This window comes from Paenibacillus cisolokensis (genome assembly GCF_050481165.1).
Taxonomy (GTDB): domain Bacteria; phylum Bacillota; class Bacilli; order Paenibacillales; family Paenibacillaceae; genus Paenibacillus_AH; species Paenibacillus_AH cisolokensis.
Map to the genome: position 1 here is coordinate 21,694 of NZ_JBCNFP010000018.1, position 16,821 is coordinate 38,514.

16 protein-coding genes and 1 pseudogene are annotated in these 16,821 nt (G+C 57.8%); 14 read left to right on the plus strand and 3 right to left on the minus strand.

Going from position 1 to position 16,821, the window contains the following annotated elements; genetic code table 11:
* The 14 genes from ABEV74_RS03735 (at position 1) to ABEV74_RS03800 (ending at position 14,735) form a co-directional block, all read left to right on the plus strand.
* Positions 1-270: an HPr family phosphocarrier protein gene (locus tag ABEV74_RS03735; protein ID WP_062496311.1), complete on the plus strand. Its 270-nt coding sequence runs from the start codon at positions 1-3 to the stop codon at positions 268-270.
* A complete protein-coding gene (gene ptsP / locus ABEV74_RS03740) occupies positions 270-2,006 on the plus strand; it encodes a phosphoenolpyruvate--protein phosphotransferase (protein WP_430143510.1) in 1,737 nt (578 codons plus the stop codon). Before ABEV74_RS03735 ends, ptsP begins: the two co-directional genes overlap by 1 nt.
* Positions 2,007-2,167: 161 nt before the next feature.
* Complete coding sequence (locus ABEV74_RS03745) at positions 2,168-2,947, plus strand: phytanoyl-CoA dioxygenase family protein (RefSeq protein ID WP_430143512.1); 780 nt, start codon at positions 2,168-2,170, stop codon at positions 2,945-2,947.
* Between the two features lie 62 nt (positions 2,948-3,009).
* Positions 3,010-4,062 carry an SGNH/GDSL hydrolase family protein gene (locus ABEV74_RS03750; protein ID WP_430143514.1) on the plus strand — a complete coding sequence of 351 codons (1,053 nt, stop codon included), beginning with the start codon at positions 3,010-3,012 and terminating at the stop codon, positions 4,060-4,062.
* A 172-nt stretch (positions 4,063-4,234) separates the two neighbouring features.
* Entirely contained in the window at positions 4,235-5,020 is a 786-nt protein-coding gene (locus ABEV74_RS03755; protein WP_430143516.1) for a protein-glutamine gamma-glutamyltransferase, read from the plus strand.
* A gap of 197 nt (positions 5,021-5,217) precedes the next feature.
* On the plus strand, positions 5,218-6,480 hold the full coding sequence (locus tag ABEV74_RS03760) for a ribulose-bisphosphate carboxylase large subunit family protein (protein ID WP_430143518.1): 1,263 nt from the start codon (positions 5,218-5,220) through the stop codon (positions 6,478-6,480).
* Between the two features lie 21 nt (positions 6,481-6,501).
* Complete coding sequence (locus ABEV74_RS03765; protein WP_430143520.1) at positions 6,502-7,878, plus strand: four-carbon acid sugar kinase family protein; 1,377 nt, start codon at positions 6,502-6,504, stop codon at positions 7,876-7,878.
* A gap of 40 nt (positions 7,879-7,918) precedes the next feature.
* Positions 7,919-8,566, plus strand: coding sequence for a GntR family transcriptional regulator (locus ABEV74_RS03770; RefSeq protein ID WP_430143522.1), 648 nt, complete (start codon positions 7,919-7,921; stop codon positions 8,564-8,566).
* 41 nt (positions 8,567-8,607) lie between these two features.
* Positions 8,608-9,630: a zinc-dependent alcohol dehydrogenase gene (locus ABEV74_RS03775; RefSeq protein ID WP_430143523.1), complete on the plus strand. Its 1,023-nt coding sequence runs from the start codon at positions 8,608-8,610 to the stop codon at positions 9,628-9,630.
* Positions 9,631-9,720: 90 nt separating this feature from the next.
* Positions 9,721-10,755 carry a TRAP transporter substrate-binding protein gene (locus tag ABEV74_RS03780; protein WP_430143525.1) on the plus strand — a complete coding sequence of 345 codons (1,035 nt, stop codon included), beginning with the start codon at positions 9,721-9,723 and terminating at the stop codon, positions 10,753-10,755.
* 88 nt (positions 10,756-10,843) lie between these two features.
* A complete protein-coding gene (locus ABEV74_RS03785; RefSeq protein ID WP_430143527.1) occupies positions 10,844-11,368 on the plus strand; it encodes a TRAP transporter small permease in 525 nt (174 codons plus the stop codon).
* Entirely contained in the window at positions 11,369-12,643 is a 1,275-nt protein-coding gene (locus ABEV74_RS03790) for a TRAP transporter large permease (RefSeq protein WP_062496293.1), read from the plus strand.
* Between the two features lie 95 nt (positions 12,644-12,738).
* On the plus strand, positions 12,739-13,401 hold the full coding sequence (locus tag ABEV74_RS03795) for a class II aldolase/adducin family protein (protein WP_062496291.1): 663 nt from the start codon (positions 12,739-12,741) through the stop codon (positions 13,399-13,401).
* 47 nt (positions 13,402-13,448) lie between these two features.
* Complete coding sequence (locus tag ABEV74_RS03800; RefSeq protein ID WP_430143529.1) at positions 13,449-14,735, plus strand: ArsB/NhaD family transporter; 1,287 nt, start codon at positions 13,449-13,451, stop codon at positions 14,733-14,735.
* A 66-nt stretch (positions 14,736-14,801) separates the two neighbouring features.
* Here the strand turns inward: ABEV74_RS03800 and ABEV74_RS03805 are convergent, their stop codons facing one another.
* The 3 genes and pseudogenes from ABEV74_RS03805 to ABEV74_RS03815 form a co-directional block, all read right to left on the minus strand.
* Complete coding sequence (locus ABEV74_RS03805) at positions 14,802-15,491, minus strand: hypothetical protein (RefSeq protein ID WP_430143530.1); 690 nt, start codon at positions 15,489-15,491, stop codon at positions 14,802-14,804.
* A pseudogene (locus ABEV74_RS03810) lies at positions 15,488-16,380 on the minus strand (ABC transporter ATP-binding protein). The gene ABEV74_RS03805 and the pseudogene ABEV74_RS03810 overlap by 4 nt, the downstream one beginning before the upstream one ends.
* Entirely contained in the window at positions 16,377-16,748 is a 372-nt protein-coding gene (locus ABEV74_RS03815) for a GntR family transcriptional regulator (RefSeq protein WP_062496283.1), read from the minus strand. Before ABEV74_RS03815 ends, ABEV74_RS03810 begins: the two are co-directional and overlap by 4 nt.
* Positions 16,749-16,821 lie beyond the last annotated feature (73 nt).

A 16,821-nucleotide genomic window follows, 5' to 3' on the forward strand; every position in this document is an offset into this window, starting at 1 on the left:
ATGACAACAAGAGAATTGATCATACAGAACGAACAAGGATTTCATGTCCGTCCCGCGCAATTGTTCGTCGACAAAGCAAGCGAATTCGAATCGGCGGTCAAGGTGAGAAACGCGAGCGGCGAAGAAGCGGACGCCAAAAGCATGCTGGAGCTGATGACGCTCGGTCTTGCCAAGGGAGCGAGCATCACGATCGAGGCGGAAGGCCCGGACGAGAAGCAGGCGGTCGAAGCGCTCGCGGAGCTGATCGAAAGCAAGTTCGGTGAAGCGTGATGGCGGAACAGCGCATACAAGGCATCGGCGTATCGGAAGGAATCCGAATCGCGAAAGCGTTCGTACTGGCTTCCGAGACGCGGCCGGACGCGGTCCGCGAAACGGTATCCGCCGCGGCAACGGAAGCGGAGCTCGCCCGTCTCGGCCAGGCGAAAGCGCGCAGCGAAGCGGAGCTGACGGAGCTGGCGGAGCAGGCGAAGCGGACGCTTGGGGAGAAGCAGGCCGGCATTCTCGCCGGCCAGGCGCGGATGCTGTCCGATCCGGCCTACTTCCCGCAGATCGAGAAGCGGATCAGGGAGGAGAGATTCGCCGCCGAGTACGCCGTTCGCTCGGTGACCGAGCATTTCGCCGGACGATTCGAAGCGATGGATAACGAATATATGCGCGAACGGGCGGCCGACATCCGCGATCTTGGCAGGCGGCTGCTTGCGCATCTGCGGGGAGAAGAGAGGACGAGTCTCGCCGGCTTGCGGGAGGAAGTCATCGTCGTCGCCGACGATCTCGCCCCTTCCGATACCGTGCAGCTTGACCGGCGGTACGTGCAGGCGCTCGTCACCCGGATGGGCGGCCGGACGTCGCACACCTCCATCATCGCCCGTTCGCTCGGCATTGCGGCTGTCGTCGGCGCGGGAGACGCCGTGCGCGATATCGCCGACGGCGAGCTGCTGATCGTCGACGGCGGGGAAGGGCTCTGCATTCGCCGCCCCGACCCGGAGACGATCGAAGCGTACAAGCTCCGCCAGCAGCGCGAGCGGGACGAGCGGAGCGCGCTCGAACGATTCCGCGACCGGCCGGCGGAGACGAAGGACGGGCTGCGCGTGGAGCTGGCCGCCAATATCGGCACGGTCCGGGAAGCGGCGGAAGCCGCCGGGCAGAATGCGGACGGGATAGGCTTGTACCGGACCGAATTTTTGTACATGGATGCGGACCGGCTGCCGGACGAGGACCGGCAATTCGCGGCTTACCGGGAAGTGGCGGAACGGATGGCCGGCCGTCCCGTCGTCATTCGTACGCTGGACATCGGGGGGGACAAGGCGCTTCCGTATCTGGAGCTGCCGAAGGAAGAGAATCCTTTTCTCGGCTACCGCGCGATCCGCATCGGTCTCGACCGCCGCGAGCTGCTGCGCGTCCAGCTTCGTGCGATATGGCGCGCCAGCCGTTACGGCAACGTGAAAATCATGTTCCCGATGATTTCCGGTCTGGACGAATGGCGGCAGGCGAAAGCGATCAGCCTGGAAGTCCGGGACGAGCTTATTCGAGAAGGCATTCCCGTATCCGGCTCGGTGGAAATCGGCATGATGGTGGAAATTCCTTCGGCCGCTCTTCTCGCCGGCTCGTTCGCCAAAGAGGTCGACTTCTTCAGCATCGGAACGAACGATCTTGTCCAATATACGCTCGCGGTAGACCGGATGAACGAGAAGGTCGCCTATTTATACGATTATTTTCATCCGGCCGTCCTTCACCTGATCCGGCATGTCATCGAAGCCGCGCACCGCGAAGGCAAATGGGTCGGCATGTGCGGCGGAATGGCCGGCGATCCGCTCGCCGCTCCGCTGCTCGTCGGGCTCGGACTTGACGAGTGGAGCATGGAAGCGGGCTCTATCGTCAAAGTGAAGCAGGCGCTCGCGCGGCTCGACAGCCAAGATTGCCGGGCGCTCGCTAACCATTTGCTGGCGCTGGATACGGCGGCAGAGGTGCGGCGGGAGCTCGGCCGGTATGCGGAGCTAACCCGCTAGGTTTCATATGGAGAACCGGAGAACCGGCGCGCATCGCTGAAGCGGTGCGCGCCGGTTCGTCATTTCGGCGAAACGAAAGTTCATAAAAAAGAAAAAAATTTCGTCATTTTATATATTTTAGGTAGTTAATTTCTTTTATAATAAAGGAGGAGATATGAAAGATGGAGGGATCGATCGAGATGAAATTGACGCCAGAACAAGTTAGCAGCTTTCATGAAAACGGTTTTTTGGTCGTGCCGGATCTGCTGAGTCCGGAGCAGCTGGAAGAACTCCGGCAAATGACCGATGGCGTTCTGGACGGCCGCCTGAAGCCGGATGCGGACACGGGCCGCGACGATTTCGAGCTTCAATTCGAACCGGGAACGATCGGGAAAGACGACATACCGAGACGGGAAAAAATTCGCGTCGCTTTTCATCTGTGCCATAATCATTCGTATTTCTGGAACCATGCGACCCGTCCGGAAATCGTCGATGTGGTGGAATCGCTGCTCGGCCGGCATATCAAGCTGTATACCGACCAAATGTTTGTCAAGCCCGCCCATCACGGCAGCGAAGTGCCTTTCCATCAGGATCACGCTTACTGGACGCAGGTCGAGCCTTACAACATGATCAGCTGCTGGGTGGCGCTTGACGATGCGACGGTCGAGAACGGTTGCGTCCATATGATTCCGGGCACGCACCGGTCGCTCGTTCCGCACCGGGAGTTCGGCGGTAACCAAAAATACGGGCTGGCGGAAGAGGATGTCGATTCCAGCCGGGAAGTCCCGGTCGAACTGAAAGCGGGATCGGCGATGTTCCATCATTCCTTGACGATCCATCGCAGCTTTCCGAACCGCAGCGACCGCGGCCGCCGCGGCCTGGTCACCATCTACTTGCCGGGCGACGCGAAGTTCGTCCGCCCGTGGGACTTCCAGTACGGCTTCAAGACGATTCGGCAATAACGAACGGACCGGCCCTTGCGCACGTTTTTCACGATCATTCCGAGAATGGGGAGGTTTGGGACATGAGCTTGGGCGCAGCCGACTGGTCCTGGCACGATCCGCTGCGGCCGCCTATCGCGGTCGCCGGCTTTGCCTGGCTGCATGAGGAGGGCATCTATCGGCGATTCCCCGTCATGCCGCCGTATCCGCTGCCGGAGGCGGTCGATTATCTGGCCCGCCATACCGCCGGCGGGCAAATCCGGTTCCGCACCGATTCTTCCCGGCTGGCGATCCGCGTTCGCCTTGCGGGACCGTCCGACATGTATCATATGCCCGCCACGGGTCAGTCCGGCTTCGATTGCTACGAGGAAGCGGAAGGCGCCCTCCATTACCGGAGCACGGCGAGATTCGGCGCCGACGAGGCGGAATATGAAGCGGTGCTGATCGAGAACGGGTCCGGCAAGATGCGTACGATTGTGCTGAATTTCCCGCTGTACCAGGGCGTGGAGGAGGTGGCGGTGGGCCTCGCGCCGGAAGCTGCGATCGAGGCGCCTCCCGCTTATGACCGCAGCGGCAAAATCATTGTGTACGGCACGTCCATTACGCAAGGGGCATGCGCTTCCCGTCCGGGCATGTGCTATACCAACGTGCTGAGCCGGCGGATCAATATGGAGTTCATCAATCTGGGCTTTTCGGGGAGCGGCAAAGGCGAGCCCGAAGTGGCCCGCAATATCGCGGCTATTTCCGATCCGGCCTGTCTCGTGCTTGACTACGAAGCGAACAGCGTATCGCCGGAGCTCTATGCGGAAACGTTGCCGCAGTTTATCCGGATTTACCGGGAAGCTCATCCCGAAGTGCCGATTCTGGTGCTTTCCCGCATCCTGTTCGCCAACCAGTTGTTTGACGATAAGGCAAGAGAGATGCAGCAAAAACGCAAAGCGATGCAAATCGAGCTGGTCCGGTCGCTGCGGGAAGCCGGCGATGCCCATATCCGCTTTTTCGACGGGGAAACGCTATTGCGCCGTCATGGCCAGGACTGCACTGTTGACGGCATTCATCCGACCGATCTCGGGTTGATGCAAATGGCGGACGGCCTGGAGCCGGTTATCCGGGAGATGCTCGGCACGGTTGCGTGACGGCCTGGCCAAACCGCTGCACCAATCGGTGCACCAAAAGTTGCATCAAGACGCAGCACCGAGTCGCAGTACCAAATCGCAATGCCAATCGCAATGCCGAATTACTGCACCAAATCGTGACGCGCACGTACAATAACCTATATGCCGAACTTCAAGATGGAGGTGCGTGTTCATGATTATCGTTCCCGGGCTGAGCGAACAACAGATCGTCCGGCTTGCTCAGTCCGATCTGGAAAGAAGCATGCTGCGCAAAAAGCTGGGAAGTCCGGTCGTCTACCGTTACAGTTCTCCTGAAGCGCTCGTGTTCGAGCTGAACATGCGAAGCCGGATTGCGGAAGCTTCCCGGGCGATGAATGCCAGCCGCGCCGCCTTCGCCGTCTTCGAATATTCCCGGGCCAATCCGCAGTACTGGAACATGGACGCCAATGGCGGGATCAGGCTGAAGAGCGGCGTCAGGCCCTCGGACGGCCTGCGCGATATTTTTGTGAACGGCCGCCTTTATGCTTTCGAGTGCGCTACGGCTATGGTGATCATACTGTACAAGGCTACGCTCGATATGATCGGGAACGCCGCGTTTGACTATTATTTCCCCAATTTGCTGCTGTACGACTGGCAGTACGACAGCGATTTGCGCCTGATTACGACGAATAACCTGAACGAGGCGAATATCGGGGACATTCTGTATTTCAAAAATCCCGATTTCAATCCCGCAACGCCCGAATGGCAGGGGGAGAATGCCGTCGTGCTCGGCGATAACCTCTATTTCGGCCACGGCATGGGGATTCGGACGGGCGAAGCCATTTTGGAAACGTTAAACCGGAGAAGAAGACCGGGGAGCGTCATCCCCGCCTATTTGACCGACACTGTGCTGCGGCCCGATTTCAATTACATTCGCCGGTTGAGCGGGAGGACCGGTTCTGTCGTCGCCCGGATCGGTTCCGTCTCGTTTGCCGTATAACGGCGGTCATGTTCACTTGAACCCGAACAGCCTGCGGAGCATCGTCTCCGACCGGCTGTTCTTTTTCTTTTTTGACAAAATTGGACAAAAAAAGATACGGCTTGACAATTGAAAGCGGTATAACTAATATAGATATCACATAGATCTAAGATAGATCTAAGATGGATTTATGGTTCCGGGAAAGAGATGGTGCTGATTTGCATAATGAACGAGTCATTGCCACATATCTAATCGAGACGCCTTACCCGCTGGAGAAAGCGGCGGAAGCGATGGCCGGCGAGCAATCGACGGGAACGTTTGTTGCCGTGCCCGGCGAGACGCCGGAATTGAAAGCGCAACACGGCGCGCAGATCGTCGGCCTGGAACAGATCGGCGAATACGACCGGCCTTCGCTTCCGGAATGTTACGTGCCGCCGGGGATCGACAAGCCGGTCTATCGGAGAGCGATCGTGAAACTGTCCTTTCCGCTGCACAACTTCGGTCCTTCGCTGCCGAACCTGCTTGCGACCGTAGCGGGCAACTTGTATGAGCTTCGGGAATTTTCCGGACTCCGGCTGACGGATCTGGAGCTGCCGGAAGCGTTCGCGGCGCGTTACCCGGGGCCGAAATTCGGCATCGAAGGAACGCGGCGGCTGGCCGGCGTGCATGACCGCCCGATCATCGGGACGATCGTAAAGCCGAGCATCGGCTTGCCGATATCCGAGTACGGCCCGCTTATTCGGGAGCTGGCGGAAGCGGGGCTCGATTTTGTCAAGGATGACGAGCTGTGCGGGGATCCGCCGGCCGCGCCGTTCGAGCAGCGGGTCGCCGCGGTGATGGCAGAAATCGAGCGGGCCGCCGACCGGACGGGCAAGAAGATGATGTACGCGTTCAACATTAGCGGCGATATCGACGAGATGCGGCGCCGGCACGATATCGTAGCGAAGGCGGGCGGCACTTGCGTCATGGTCAGCATCAACAGCGTCGGATGGGCGGGCGTTGCCCATCTGCGCCAGTATGCCGAGCTGCCGATTCACGGCCACCGCAATCAATGGGGCGCCATGACCCGCTGTCCGCTGCTCGGGATGAGCTTTACCGCGTACCAGAAATTGTGCCGGCTTGCCGGCGTCGACCATCTGCATACGAACGGGCTGAACAGCAAATTCGCGGAGAGCAACGAGTCGGTCGCGCAGTCGATCCGGGATTGTCTGACGCCGATGTTCGGCGGCTACACGGTGATGCCCGTATTGTCTTCCGCGCAATGGGCCGGCAGCGCGATTCCGACGTACCGGGCGGTGCCGACGCAAGACGTCATCCATTTGGCGGGCGGGGGCATTCTGGCCCATCCCGGCGGGATTGCCGCAGGCGTCCGCAGCATGCGCCAGGGCTGGGAGGCGGCCGTGCAAGGCATCGAACTGAACGAGTATGCGCGCTCCCGCCCGGAATTGCAGGCGGCGATCCGAACGTTCGGGAAGAAGTAGCATCAAATTGGAGGGGAAACCATGACGACAGAACAACAGCTTCTTCTTGCCTTTTACGGGGACGACTTCACGGGATCGACCGATGCGATGGAAGCGTTGGCGCTCGGCGGCTACCGCACCATGCTGTTTCTCGAGGCGCCGACCCCGGACATGCTGAAGCGGTTCGAAGGCATTCGCTGCGTCGGCGTCGCCGGCACCAGCCGGGCCAAGACGCCGCGCGAGCTGGAGCGGGAAGTGCGGCCGGTCATGGAGCGGTTGTCGCGTATCGGAGCGCCGATCGTGCATTACAAAACGTGCTCGACGTTCGATTCCTCGCCGGAAATCGGCAGCATCGGCGAGGCGATTCGGGTGTCGCGGCCCTTCTTCGCCGGTCAGACGACCGTGCCGCTGCTTGTCGGCGCACCCGCGCTCGGACGGTATACGCTGTTCGGCCAGCATTTCGCGCGCATGGACGGCGAAGTTTACCGGCTCGACCGTCATCCGGTCATGTCCCGCCATCCGGTCACGCCGATGGACGAAGCCGATCTCCGGCTTCACCTTCGCAAGCAGCTTGACGAAGAGATCGGCCTGATGAACATACTCGAGCTGGAAGGGGATGCGGACGCCGTTGCCGCCCGTTTCCGGCGAAAGCTGGAGGAGAAGCCGTCCGTTCTGCTGTTCGACGTGCTGGACGAAGAGCGTCTGGCGCTCAGCGCCCGGTTAATATGGGAAGATGCGGCCCAAGACCCCCGGTTCGTCGTCGGGTCCTCCGGCGTCGAATATGCGCTGACCTCATACTGGAAGCAGGCCGGCATTGCGGGAGCGAAGCGGAAAGCGGCCGATGGCGGCGCATCGATCATCCCGGCGGACCGGATTTTGGCCGTATCGGGCAGCGCCTCGGCGGTCAGCAAGCGGCAAATCGAGACGGCGCTCGGCCAAGGCTTCCGCGGGATCAAAATTCCGGTCGAAGCGATCGCCGACAGGGACCGTCTGCCGGAGGAGCTGCTCGGACAAGCGATCCGGTGGCTGAACGAAGGGGAGAGCGTCGTGCTCTACACCGCGCTCGGACCCGACGACGAGGCGATCAAGGCGACGCGGGAGCGGCTGGCGGCCATCGGCGTGGACGGCTCGCAGTCCGGCGAATATATCGGACGCCAGCTCGGACGTTGGACGAAGCGCATCATGCTGGAAACCGGGCTGCGCAGAGTCGTGATCGCGGGCGGCGATACCTCCGGGTTCGTGACAAGCGAGATGGGCATCTACGGTCTCGAAATGCTGGCGCCGATATCGCCGGGGGCGCCGCTGTGCCGCGTTTACTCGCAGGATGAAAGGATGGACGGCGTCGAGCTGGCGCTGAAAGGCGGACAGTTCGGAAGCCCGGATTATTTTGCCAAAGTCCGGGACGCGGCCGCGAATTGACGGAAGAGCGATTGGACGACAGACAGAGGAGGTTGGAGGAATGGACAAGTCAAAAGGGTCGGGAGCCCGTCTTTTAAAAGACATTGCTTACGATGAAATCAAGGAAAGAATTCTGGATGAGCGATTCGAGCCGGGACGTTTCTTGTCGGAGCGCGAATTGATCGAGCTGCTGCAGATGAGCAAAACGCCGATCAAGTCGGCTCTCACCCGTTTGGAGTCGGAAGGCTTCGTGACGGTTTCCTCCAAGCAGGGCATTTTTATTAACGATTTGGCGCTGGACCGCATCATGGACATTTACGATCTGCGGACCGCGCTGGAAACGCACAACGTTCGCGAACTTTTGCGACGGTTGACCGCGGAGCAGAGCGAACGTCTGGAGGCGAATCTGCGGGAAACCGAAGAAGTCGTCAAGAAGCTGGACGTCAAAGCGTTCGCGAAGGCCGACCATCAGTTTCACCTGCTCATATGCGAATTTACCGGAAATCAGGAAATTTACCGGGTGCTTGTGAATTACCAGGATCATCTGCTGCGCATTACGCTGCGCCATCTGCGGAAAGATCCGCATCGGATGGAAGGGTTTTATAAAGAGCATTGCGACATATTCGAATTGCTGAAGCGGGGCGACGAAGCGAGCGTCGAACGAATGAGAGATCATCTGCAGCACTCGAAGCAAAAGCTTTTTATTTAAAGAGACATCGTTGATCAGACCGAAACGGAGGGAAACCGCTGATGAAGGCCGTCTATGTGGAGGATAGTTACAGCGTTGTTGTTAAAGATATACAGAAACCGGAAATAAAACCGGACGAAGTGCTCATCAAGGTGAAAGTCGCCGGCATTTGCGGGTCCGACATTCACACGTACAAAGGGCTGCATCCGTTCCGGAAACCGCCGGTCATTATCGGGCACGAAGTCGCCGGCGAAATCGTTCAAGTCGGCGAGGCTGTGGCGAAGTTTAAAGTGGGCGACCGGGTCACCGTCGAGCCGCAGGTCGGGTGCGGCAAATGCGAATACTGCCTCCGGGGCGAAGTCAATTATTGCGCGGATCGCAAGGCGCCCGGCGTAGGCGGCTGGTACGGCACGATGGCGGAATATTTCGCGGCGCCGGAAGTGACCGTGTTCAAGCTGCCGGATGACATGAGCTACGAGCAAGGGGTGCTGGTCGAACCGTTCGCCGTAGGGGTTCATGCCGTACGCAAAGCCGGCATTCAGGTCGGGGACAAGGTCGCGGTTCTGGGCGCGGGTCCGATCGGGCTGCTCGCCATGGCGGCGGCGAAGGCCGCCGGGGCTACGACGATACTCGTCACCGACGTCATGGACTATGCGCTGGAGAGCGCCCGCCGGATGGGAGCGACACATACGCTCAATATCACGAACAAGCAAGAATGGATGGACGAGGCGAAGGCGCTGGTCGGCGGGGAATTCGACAAGGTGCTGATCGCTGCGGGCGTTCCGAACATTATCGATCAGTCGCTCCGGCTGCTGCGCAGAGGCGGAAGGATCGTCACGATCGCGATGTTCCACGGCAACCAGACGTTCGATATCCACAACCTGCAAAATCAGGAGAAGGAAATTGTCGGCTGTATGACCTATACCCGCGAAGATACGATAACGGCCATCGATCTGATCGGCGCGGGCGCGGTCAACGAGGAAGTGCTTGTGACGCACAAGCTGCCTTACGAGCAAGCGGCCGAAGGGTTTAGGCTGGTCGACAAGAAGGAAGACTCGTCCCTGAAAGTGCTCGTTACCTTTTAATCGAACCTGGAAAAGCTGGCTTCACGCCGCTGCGCAGTGAAGCCGGACCGTATTCTCTACTTTCTTAAATGACATGGGGAGGTCAACAGCATGAAAAAAACAATTGCATTGTTACTGGCGCTGATCCTGTGTGTAAGCGCTACAGCCTGCGGCAAAGGAGGCGGCAACGAAGGGGGCGGAGCGTCTTCCGGCGAAGCGGGGGCGAGCGGCGGCGGCACGGGCAAAAAAGTGACATTGCGGCTCGGACATATCGCCGGTGACACCGATGCCTGGCACCTGGGCGCGCTGAAGTTTGCCGAGCTTGTAAGAGAGAAGACGAACGGAAGCGTTGAAATCGAAGTGTATTCCAGCTCCACGCTGGGCAACGACCGCGACCTGATTGAAGGGATGCAGCTCGGTTCCGTAGACTTTGCGCTTGTAGCAGGCGTATTGTCCAACTTCTATGAACCGTACGGCATCCTGGAGCTGCCGTATCTGTTCCGCGATCAGGAGCATTTGGAGAAAGTGCTGTATGGCGATATCGGGAAGCAACTGAAACAAGATCTGCTCGACAACGCGCAAATTCGCGGTCTGGAATTCTGGGTAAGGGGTCCGCGCGAACTGACGGCCAACAAAAAAATCGAAACGTTGGCCGATCTGAAAGGTCTGAAGCTGCGCGTTCCGGAAATTCCGGCATCGATCGAAGCCTGGAAGGCGATGGGCGCCTCTCCGACGCCGATGGCGTTCGGCGAAGTTTACTCGGCGCTGCAAACCGGCGTTATCGACGCGCAGGAAAACCCGTTTGCGCTCATTGCCAGCAACAAGATTCAGGAAGTGCAAAAATATCTCATGCTGACCCACCACGTTTACGGTTACGTCATGCTGACGATGAGCGATATTACGTATCAGAAGCTGACGCCCGAACAGCAGAAGGCGATCGAAGAGGCGGCGCAGGAAGCGACGCAATTCGAGAACGACCTGGTCGCCAAGCAGGAAGAAGAGCTGCTGAAGCTGCTCAAAGAAAGCGGCATGGAGGTTGTCGAGCCGGATACGGCAGCGTTCATGGAAGCGGCCAAAACCGTGCATGGCAAATTTGCGCAGCAATACGGTCAAGAATTGTATGACAGCATTGTGAACACACAATAACCCAATCGACGGGTACGGGCCGGTGTTCCGGGTATGATGTCCTTCCAGGGACGCCGGCTTTCCCGTTCACTCGGGAGGATTAAACCGTATGCAGACAGTGATCAAATGGATTGATGCAATAAACAAGGTTGTAGGCATAATCGTCGGCCTTATTCTGGCTGCTATGTCCGTCATTATTATCGCGCAAATCTTTAGCCGGTTTTTATTCCATTCGCCGCTGACCTGGTCGGAGGAAGTGGCGCGTTACCTGATGGTGTACATGGTGTTTCTGGGCGCGCCGCTGGCGCTGCGCCAACACCGGATGATCGCCATCGAGGTCGTTGCCGAAAGCGTCGGCGTGAAAGCGCGCAAGGTGCTTAAAATTGTTACGATGCTCATTTCGATTGTATTTTTTATCATTCTGCTCGTGCAGGGCAACGATATGATGGGTATTGTCGGACGGCAACATTCGGCCGCACTCGGGATTCCGATGAATATCCCTTATATGGCGATTCCGATCGGCGCCGCTTTGATGCTGTTGAATGCGGTAGCTGTCATTCTTGAATTTTTGACCAAAGATCACGTTGAAACTTCTGAGGTCGCCGAAGTGCTGAAGAAAGGGGAGCAGCTGTAAATGGGCATTATATTATTTTCGTTCCTCATTCTGTTTTTCGCGCTGGGCGTACCGATTGCGATATCTATGGGATTAGCTTCGGCGGTGGCGATCTGGTGGGACGGAGGCACACCGCTTACCGTTCTCGTGCAGCGGTCGTTCACGTCCATGGATTCGTTCCCGCTGATGTCGATTCCGTTTTTCGTCCTTGCCGGGGTGCTGATGGAGTATGGCGGCATTTCGAGACGCCTCGTCGCTTTCGCCAACGCGCTGACCGGCCATTTCTCCGGCGGCCTGGCTATCGTTACCGTCGTCACGTCGATGTTCTTTGCCGCGATTTCCGGATCGAGCGCGGCGACGACGGCCGCACTGGGCAGCATTCTCATTCCGGCCATGATCGCCCGCGGCTATCATAAAAATTTCTCCGGGGCGGTACAGTCCGTGTCCGGCGAGCTGGGCGTTATTATTCCGCCGAGCATCCCGCTTATTCTGTACGGCATTTCGACGGAAACGTCGATCGGCGATTTGTTTATGGCAGGGCTTATCCCCGGTATTCTGATCGGGCTGTCCTTGATCATGACCGTTGTCATTATTGCAAGGAAGCGCAAATATGCCAAAGAGACGCGGAAATCCGGCAAAGAGCTGTGGCAAGCGTTCAAGGAATCGTTCCTGGCGCTGCTCATGCCGGTCATCATTCTCGGCGGCATTTACGGCGGTTATTTTACCGCGACGGAAGCGGCCGGGATTGCGGTGCTTTACGCGTTCATCGTCGGTGTCGTCATTTATCGCGAGATCAAGCTGAAGCAGCTTTTGGGCATTTTGACTTCGTCTGTCGTCACGACATCGGCCATCATGTTCATTCTGGCCAGCGCCGGCCTGTTCGGCTGGATCTTGACGCGGGAAGGGGTTCCGCAAGATGTCGCCAATTTCTTTATCGGCATTTCGGACAATCCGATCGTGTTCCTGCTGCTCGTCAACCTGTTCCTGCTCCTTGTGGGCATGTTTATGGAGACTAACGCTTCGATCATCATTCTGGCTCCGCTGCTGGCGCCGGTTGCCGTACAGCTCGGCATCGATCCGGTTCATTTCGGCATTATCATGATCGTCAATCTGGCGCTCGGCATGTGCACGCCGCCGCTCGGCATCAACTTGTTCATTTCGTCGCAGCTGGCCAAAATCAATCTGCTGCAAATTACGAGAGGCATGATTCCTTTCTATACGGCGCTGCTTATTACGCTGCTGCTTATATCGTATATTCCGCAGATTTCAATGTTTATTCCGAATTTGCTCAAGTAATCGCCGGAATTTGCAAGTCCGGCAACGAATGGCCGCTTCAGGCGGCCATTTCGCATCATCATGATCGTTTTTGAAGATAGGAGGTTTGCTTCGCGATGACGCAACAGCAACTGATTCGACAGCAACTGCGGCATACGGGCAAATATATGATGGAGTACGGCCTGGCCTGGGGCAATGCCGGCAACATCAGCGCCAGAACCGCCGGGGATCGCTATCTGATTACCGCGAGCGGCACCTTCCTCGGCGAGCTTGACGACGACGACCTGATCGAATGCGATCTGTCCGGCAACGTCTACGGCGCCGAGGGAAGGAAACCGTCCAAGGAAACGCCGATGCACCGCGCCGTATACGAGAGCCGGCCGGAAATCGGCGCCGTGCTGCACGCGTCGCCTTTTTACAGCACGCTCGTAGCCTGCTCCAAAATCGAAATCCCGTCCAACTGGTTCGTGGAGACGATGTACTATCTGGAGAAGGTGGAGCGCGTTCCGTACCATCATCCGGGCAGCGAAGCGCTCGGCGAGGGGGTGCGGGCGAAGGCGAAGCAGGCCAACATCCTGCTGCTCGAAAATCATGGCGTGCTCGTCTATGACACGACGATTCGCGAGGCGCGGATGGCGCTGCAGACGTTGGAGATGGCATGCCGGATGCTGGTCGTGTCCCGATCCGCCGGTATTCCGATGTCCGGGCTTGCGCCGGAGACCGAACGGGATTTTCTGGAGAACGCCGGCTACAAGCCGCGCAGAAATTGGCCGCTGTAAATGCGGCATCAGCGAATCGAGCGAACTGAAGGATCGGTGAAGGAGTTATGACGGATCATCAGGCATTATTGGCAATAGGCATCTTCCTGATCACCTATGCGATGATTATAGCGGAGAAGGTTCACCGGACAATCGTAGCCATGCTGGGCGGTCTGATCGTGGTCGCGCTCGGCATCGTCGATGTCGAATCGGCTATCGAGCATCACATCGACTTCAACACGCTGGGCCTGCTGATCGGCATGATGATTATCGTCGGCGTAACCGCCAAGACCGGTGTGTTTACCTATATGGCGGTGTGGGCGGCGAAAAGGGCCAAGGGCGACCCGATCAAAATCATGGCGGCGCTGGCTGTTGTAACCGCCGTCTGTTCGGCGTTTTTGGACAACGTGACGACCGTGCTGCTTATTGTGCCGGTCACGTTCAGCATATCGAGACAGTTGAACGTTCATCCGTTTCCGTTTCTGTTCTCGCAAATTTTGGCGTCCAATATCGGGGGAACGGCGACGATGATCGGCGATCCGCCGAACATTATGATCGGCAGCGCTGTGCCGGAGCTGACGTTCATGGCGTTCATCAACCATTTGACGCCGATCGTCGCCATCATTATGGCGGCACATATTCCGCTCTTCATCTTCATGTTCCGCAAGCAGATGGCAACGTCCGAGGCGAACAAACGCGGCATTATGGAGATGGACAACAGCGGGCTGATTACGGATCGGCCGCTGCTTATTCGTTGTCTCATTGTGCTCGGTTTGACGATCGCAGGATTTTTTCTGCATCAGCTCTTGCATGTCGAGTCTTCCGTCGTGGCGCTGGCCGGCGCGTTCGTCCTGCTGCTTCTTGCCGGCGAGCATGCGATGGAGGAAGCGCTGACCCGCGTGGAATGGACGACGATTTTCTTCTTCGTCGGCCTGTTTACGCTTGTTGGCGCGCTGGTCGACACCGGAGTCGTCCGCAGCTTGGCCGTGCAGGCGATCGAGCTGACAGGAGGAGACCTGGCGGCGTCGTCCATGCTGATTCTATGGATGAGCGCGTTGTTTTCGGCGTTCATGGACAACATACCGTTCGTTGCGACGATGATTCCGCTCATTCAAGAGATGGGCAATATGGGAATCGACAATCTGGAGCCGCTGTGGTGGAGCCTTGCGCTCGGGGCCTGCCTCGGGGGCAACGGCACGCTGATCGGCGCGAGCGCCAATCTCATTACGGCAGGACTGGCCGCCAAAGAAGGATATCCGATTACGTTCCTGAAGTTTTTGAAATACGGTTTTCCGCTTATGATCATGTCGATTGTCCTGTCCGTCGTTTACATTTATTTCCGGTATTTAATATAAGTTGCGTTGGCATAAAAGAAACACCGTCGGGGCCGTAGCCCTGACGGTGTTGTCAGGCCGGGGAAGCTATGCCGCGGACCGGCGAAGCAGCCAATAGGAGAGCGCCGCATACAGGACGACGAGCGGAACCAGCCATAACGACAGCTGGAAAGCGGTATGGCCGGCAAGCCAGTTCCACAGGTCGATCCAGAGGTTGTACTTTAACATGACGAACGAGAAGATGCTGCTGAGCAGCAGGAAGGCGATGAACACCGCCAATATCCCGCTCATCCGAAACCGTCTATGAACGGAAGACAGGACAAAGCCGAGGAAATACATGTGCAGCAAGACAATAAAGAAGATGAAGAAACGTTGCAAAACGGTGCCGTCGGACAGATAAGGCAAATGGAAGAAATGGAGACCGGTGCCCCAGTTGACGATCCAGCGGCTTTCGATGACCGACAGTAACGTCAGCAGCAAGGCCGAAATGGCGCTGAAGCCGGCAACCGTCGCCGCCGTGCCCAGGAAGTAGTCCGTTCTGCGTATGCTGTAACCGAGCGCGAACGGAAACGTTTGATGCAATGTCATGAAACCGACCACGTTCGTGTAAATGATGATGGATGCCAGACCGCCGGTATACAGGTCTTCGTCAAGAAAGAAGCTGATCGTATAATTGACGGCGAATGCGAAAGACAGAACGAACACCCATGGGATAAAAAACCATGACATCCGGTCTTTCAGATGCATCTTGATGACGGTCGACGTTCGATTCCTCATGCTTTCGCCTCCTTGCCATATGATTTGCGGCTCGTCAAATGGACGATCAATTGCTGCAGCGGAACGTTGTCCAGCTCAAGCCGAAGCGATCGGGCAAGCTGCCGGTCATCCGCTCCGGGATTGCCGACTACGATGGCCGATGCGAGACCGCCCAATGTTTCGCGATGAAGAACGGTTTTCCCTTGGCGAAAGCTTCCACATCGGCGGTCGCGCCCGAGACGGTGAACGCGCGGTTGCGCAAAGAATCGGTTTCTTCGTCGATCAGCACCCGCCCGTCGTTGATTACGATCACATGCTCGAGAATCCGGCTGACCTCGTCGATCAGGTGAGTGGACAAAATGACCGTGCGCGGGTGTTCCGCGTAATCCTCGACCAGTAACTCGTAGAACAGGCTTCGGGAGGCCGCATCCAGTCCGAGGTACGGTTCGTCGAAGATCGTAAGCGGCGCGCGGCTGGCAAGGCCGGCGACGATGCCGACGGAGGAGAGCATCCCTCTGGACAGCTTGCGCATTTGCCGCTTGGGCGGCAGACGGAACGCCTCGACCAGCCGGTCGGCGAAATCCCGGTCCCAGTTCGGGAACAGGTCGGAACATAGATCGAGAACGTCGGCTACGCGATAGTTGTCCGGATATTTCTGGCTTTCCTTGATAAAGCAGATGCGGCTCAGCACCCGGTTGTTTTCGAACGGCGATTCGCCGAACACGCGCAATTCTCCGCTTGTCGGAAAGGCCTGCGCCGTAATCATTTGCATGAGTGTCGTCTTCCCGGCGCCGTTGCGCCCAAGCAACCCGTAAATTTTTCCCGCCTCGATGGCAAAGCTGACATCGTCCACCGCCGTGACATCGCGGTACGACTTGGTCAGCCGACTCACTTCTACGACAGCCGTCATCGATGATTGGCCCCTTTCTGAATCATTTCCGTCAGTTGATTAACGGTAATGCCCAGCTTCTCGGCTTCGCGAAGCATGGTCATCACATACTGCTCGAAAAACCGTTCCTTGCGCTTATCCATCAGCCGTGCCTTCGCGCCCGGAGCTACGAACATGCCGATCCCCCGTTTCTTGTACAAGATGCCCTGATCCACCAGCAAATTGACGCCTTTGGCGGCTGTAGCCGGATTGATCCGATAGAAAGAAGCGAATTGGTTCGTGGAAGGCACTTGCGACTCTTCCGGCAATCGCCCTTCCACGATATCGTCTTCGATCCGTTCTGCGATCTGGACGAAAATCGGCCTGCTGTCATCGACCATAAACTCCATCTGTTCACCACCAAATTGGTTCATTACTCATGTAACTAACCATACAACATTGCATCTTTCCGTTGTATACGGC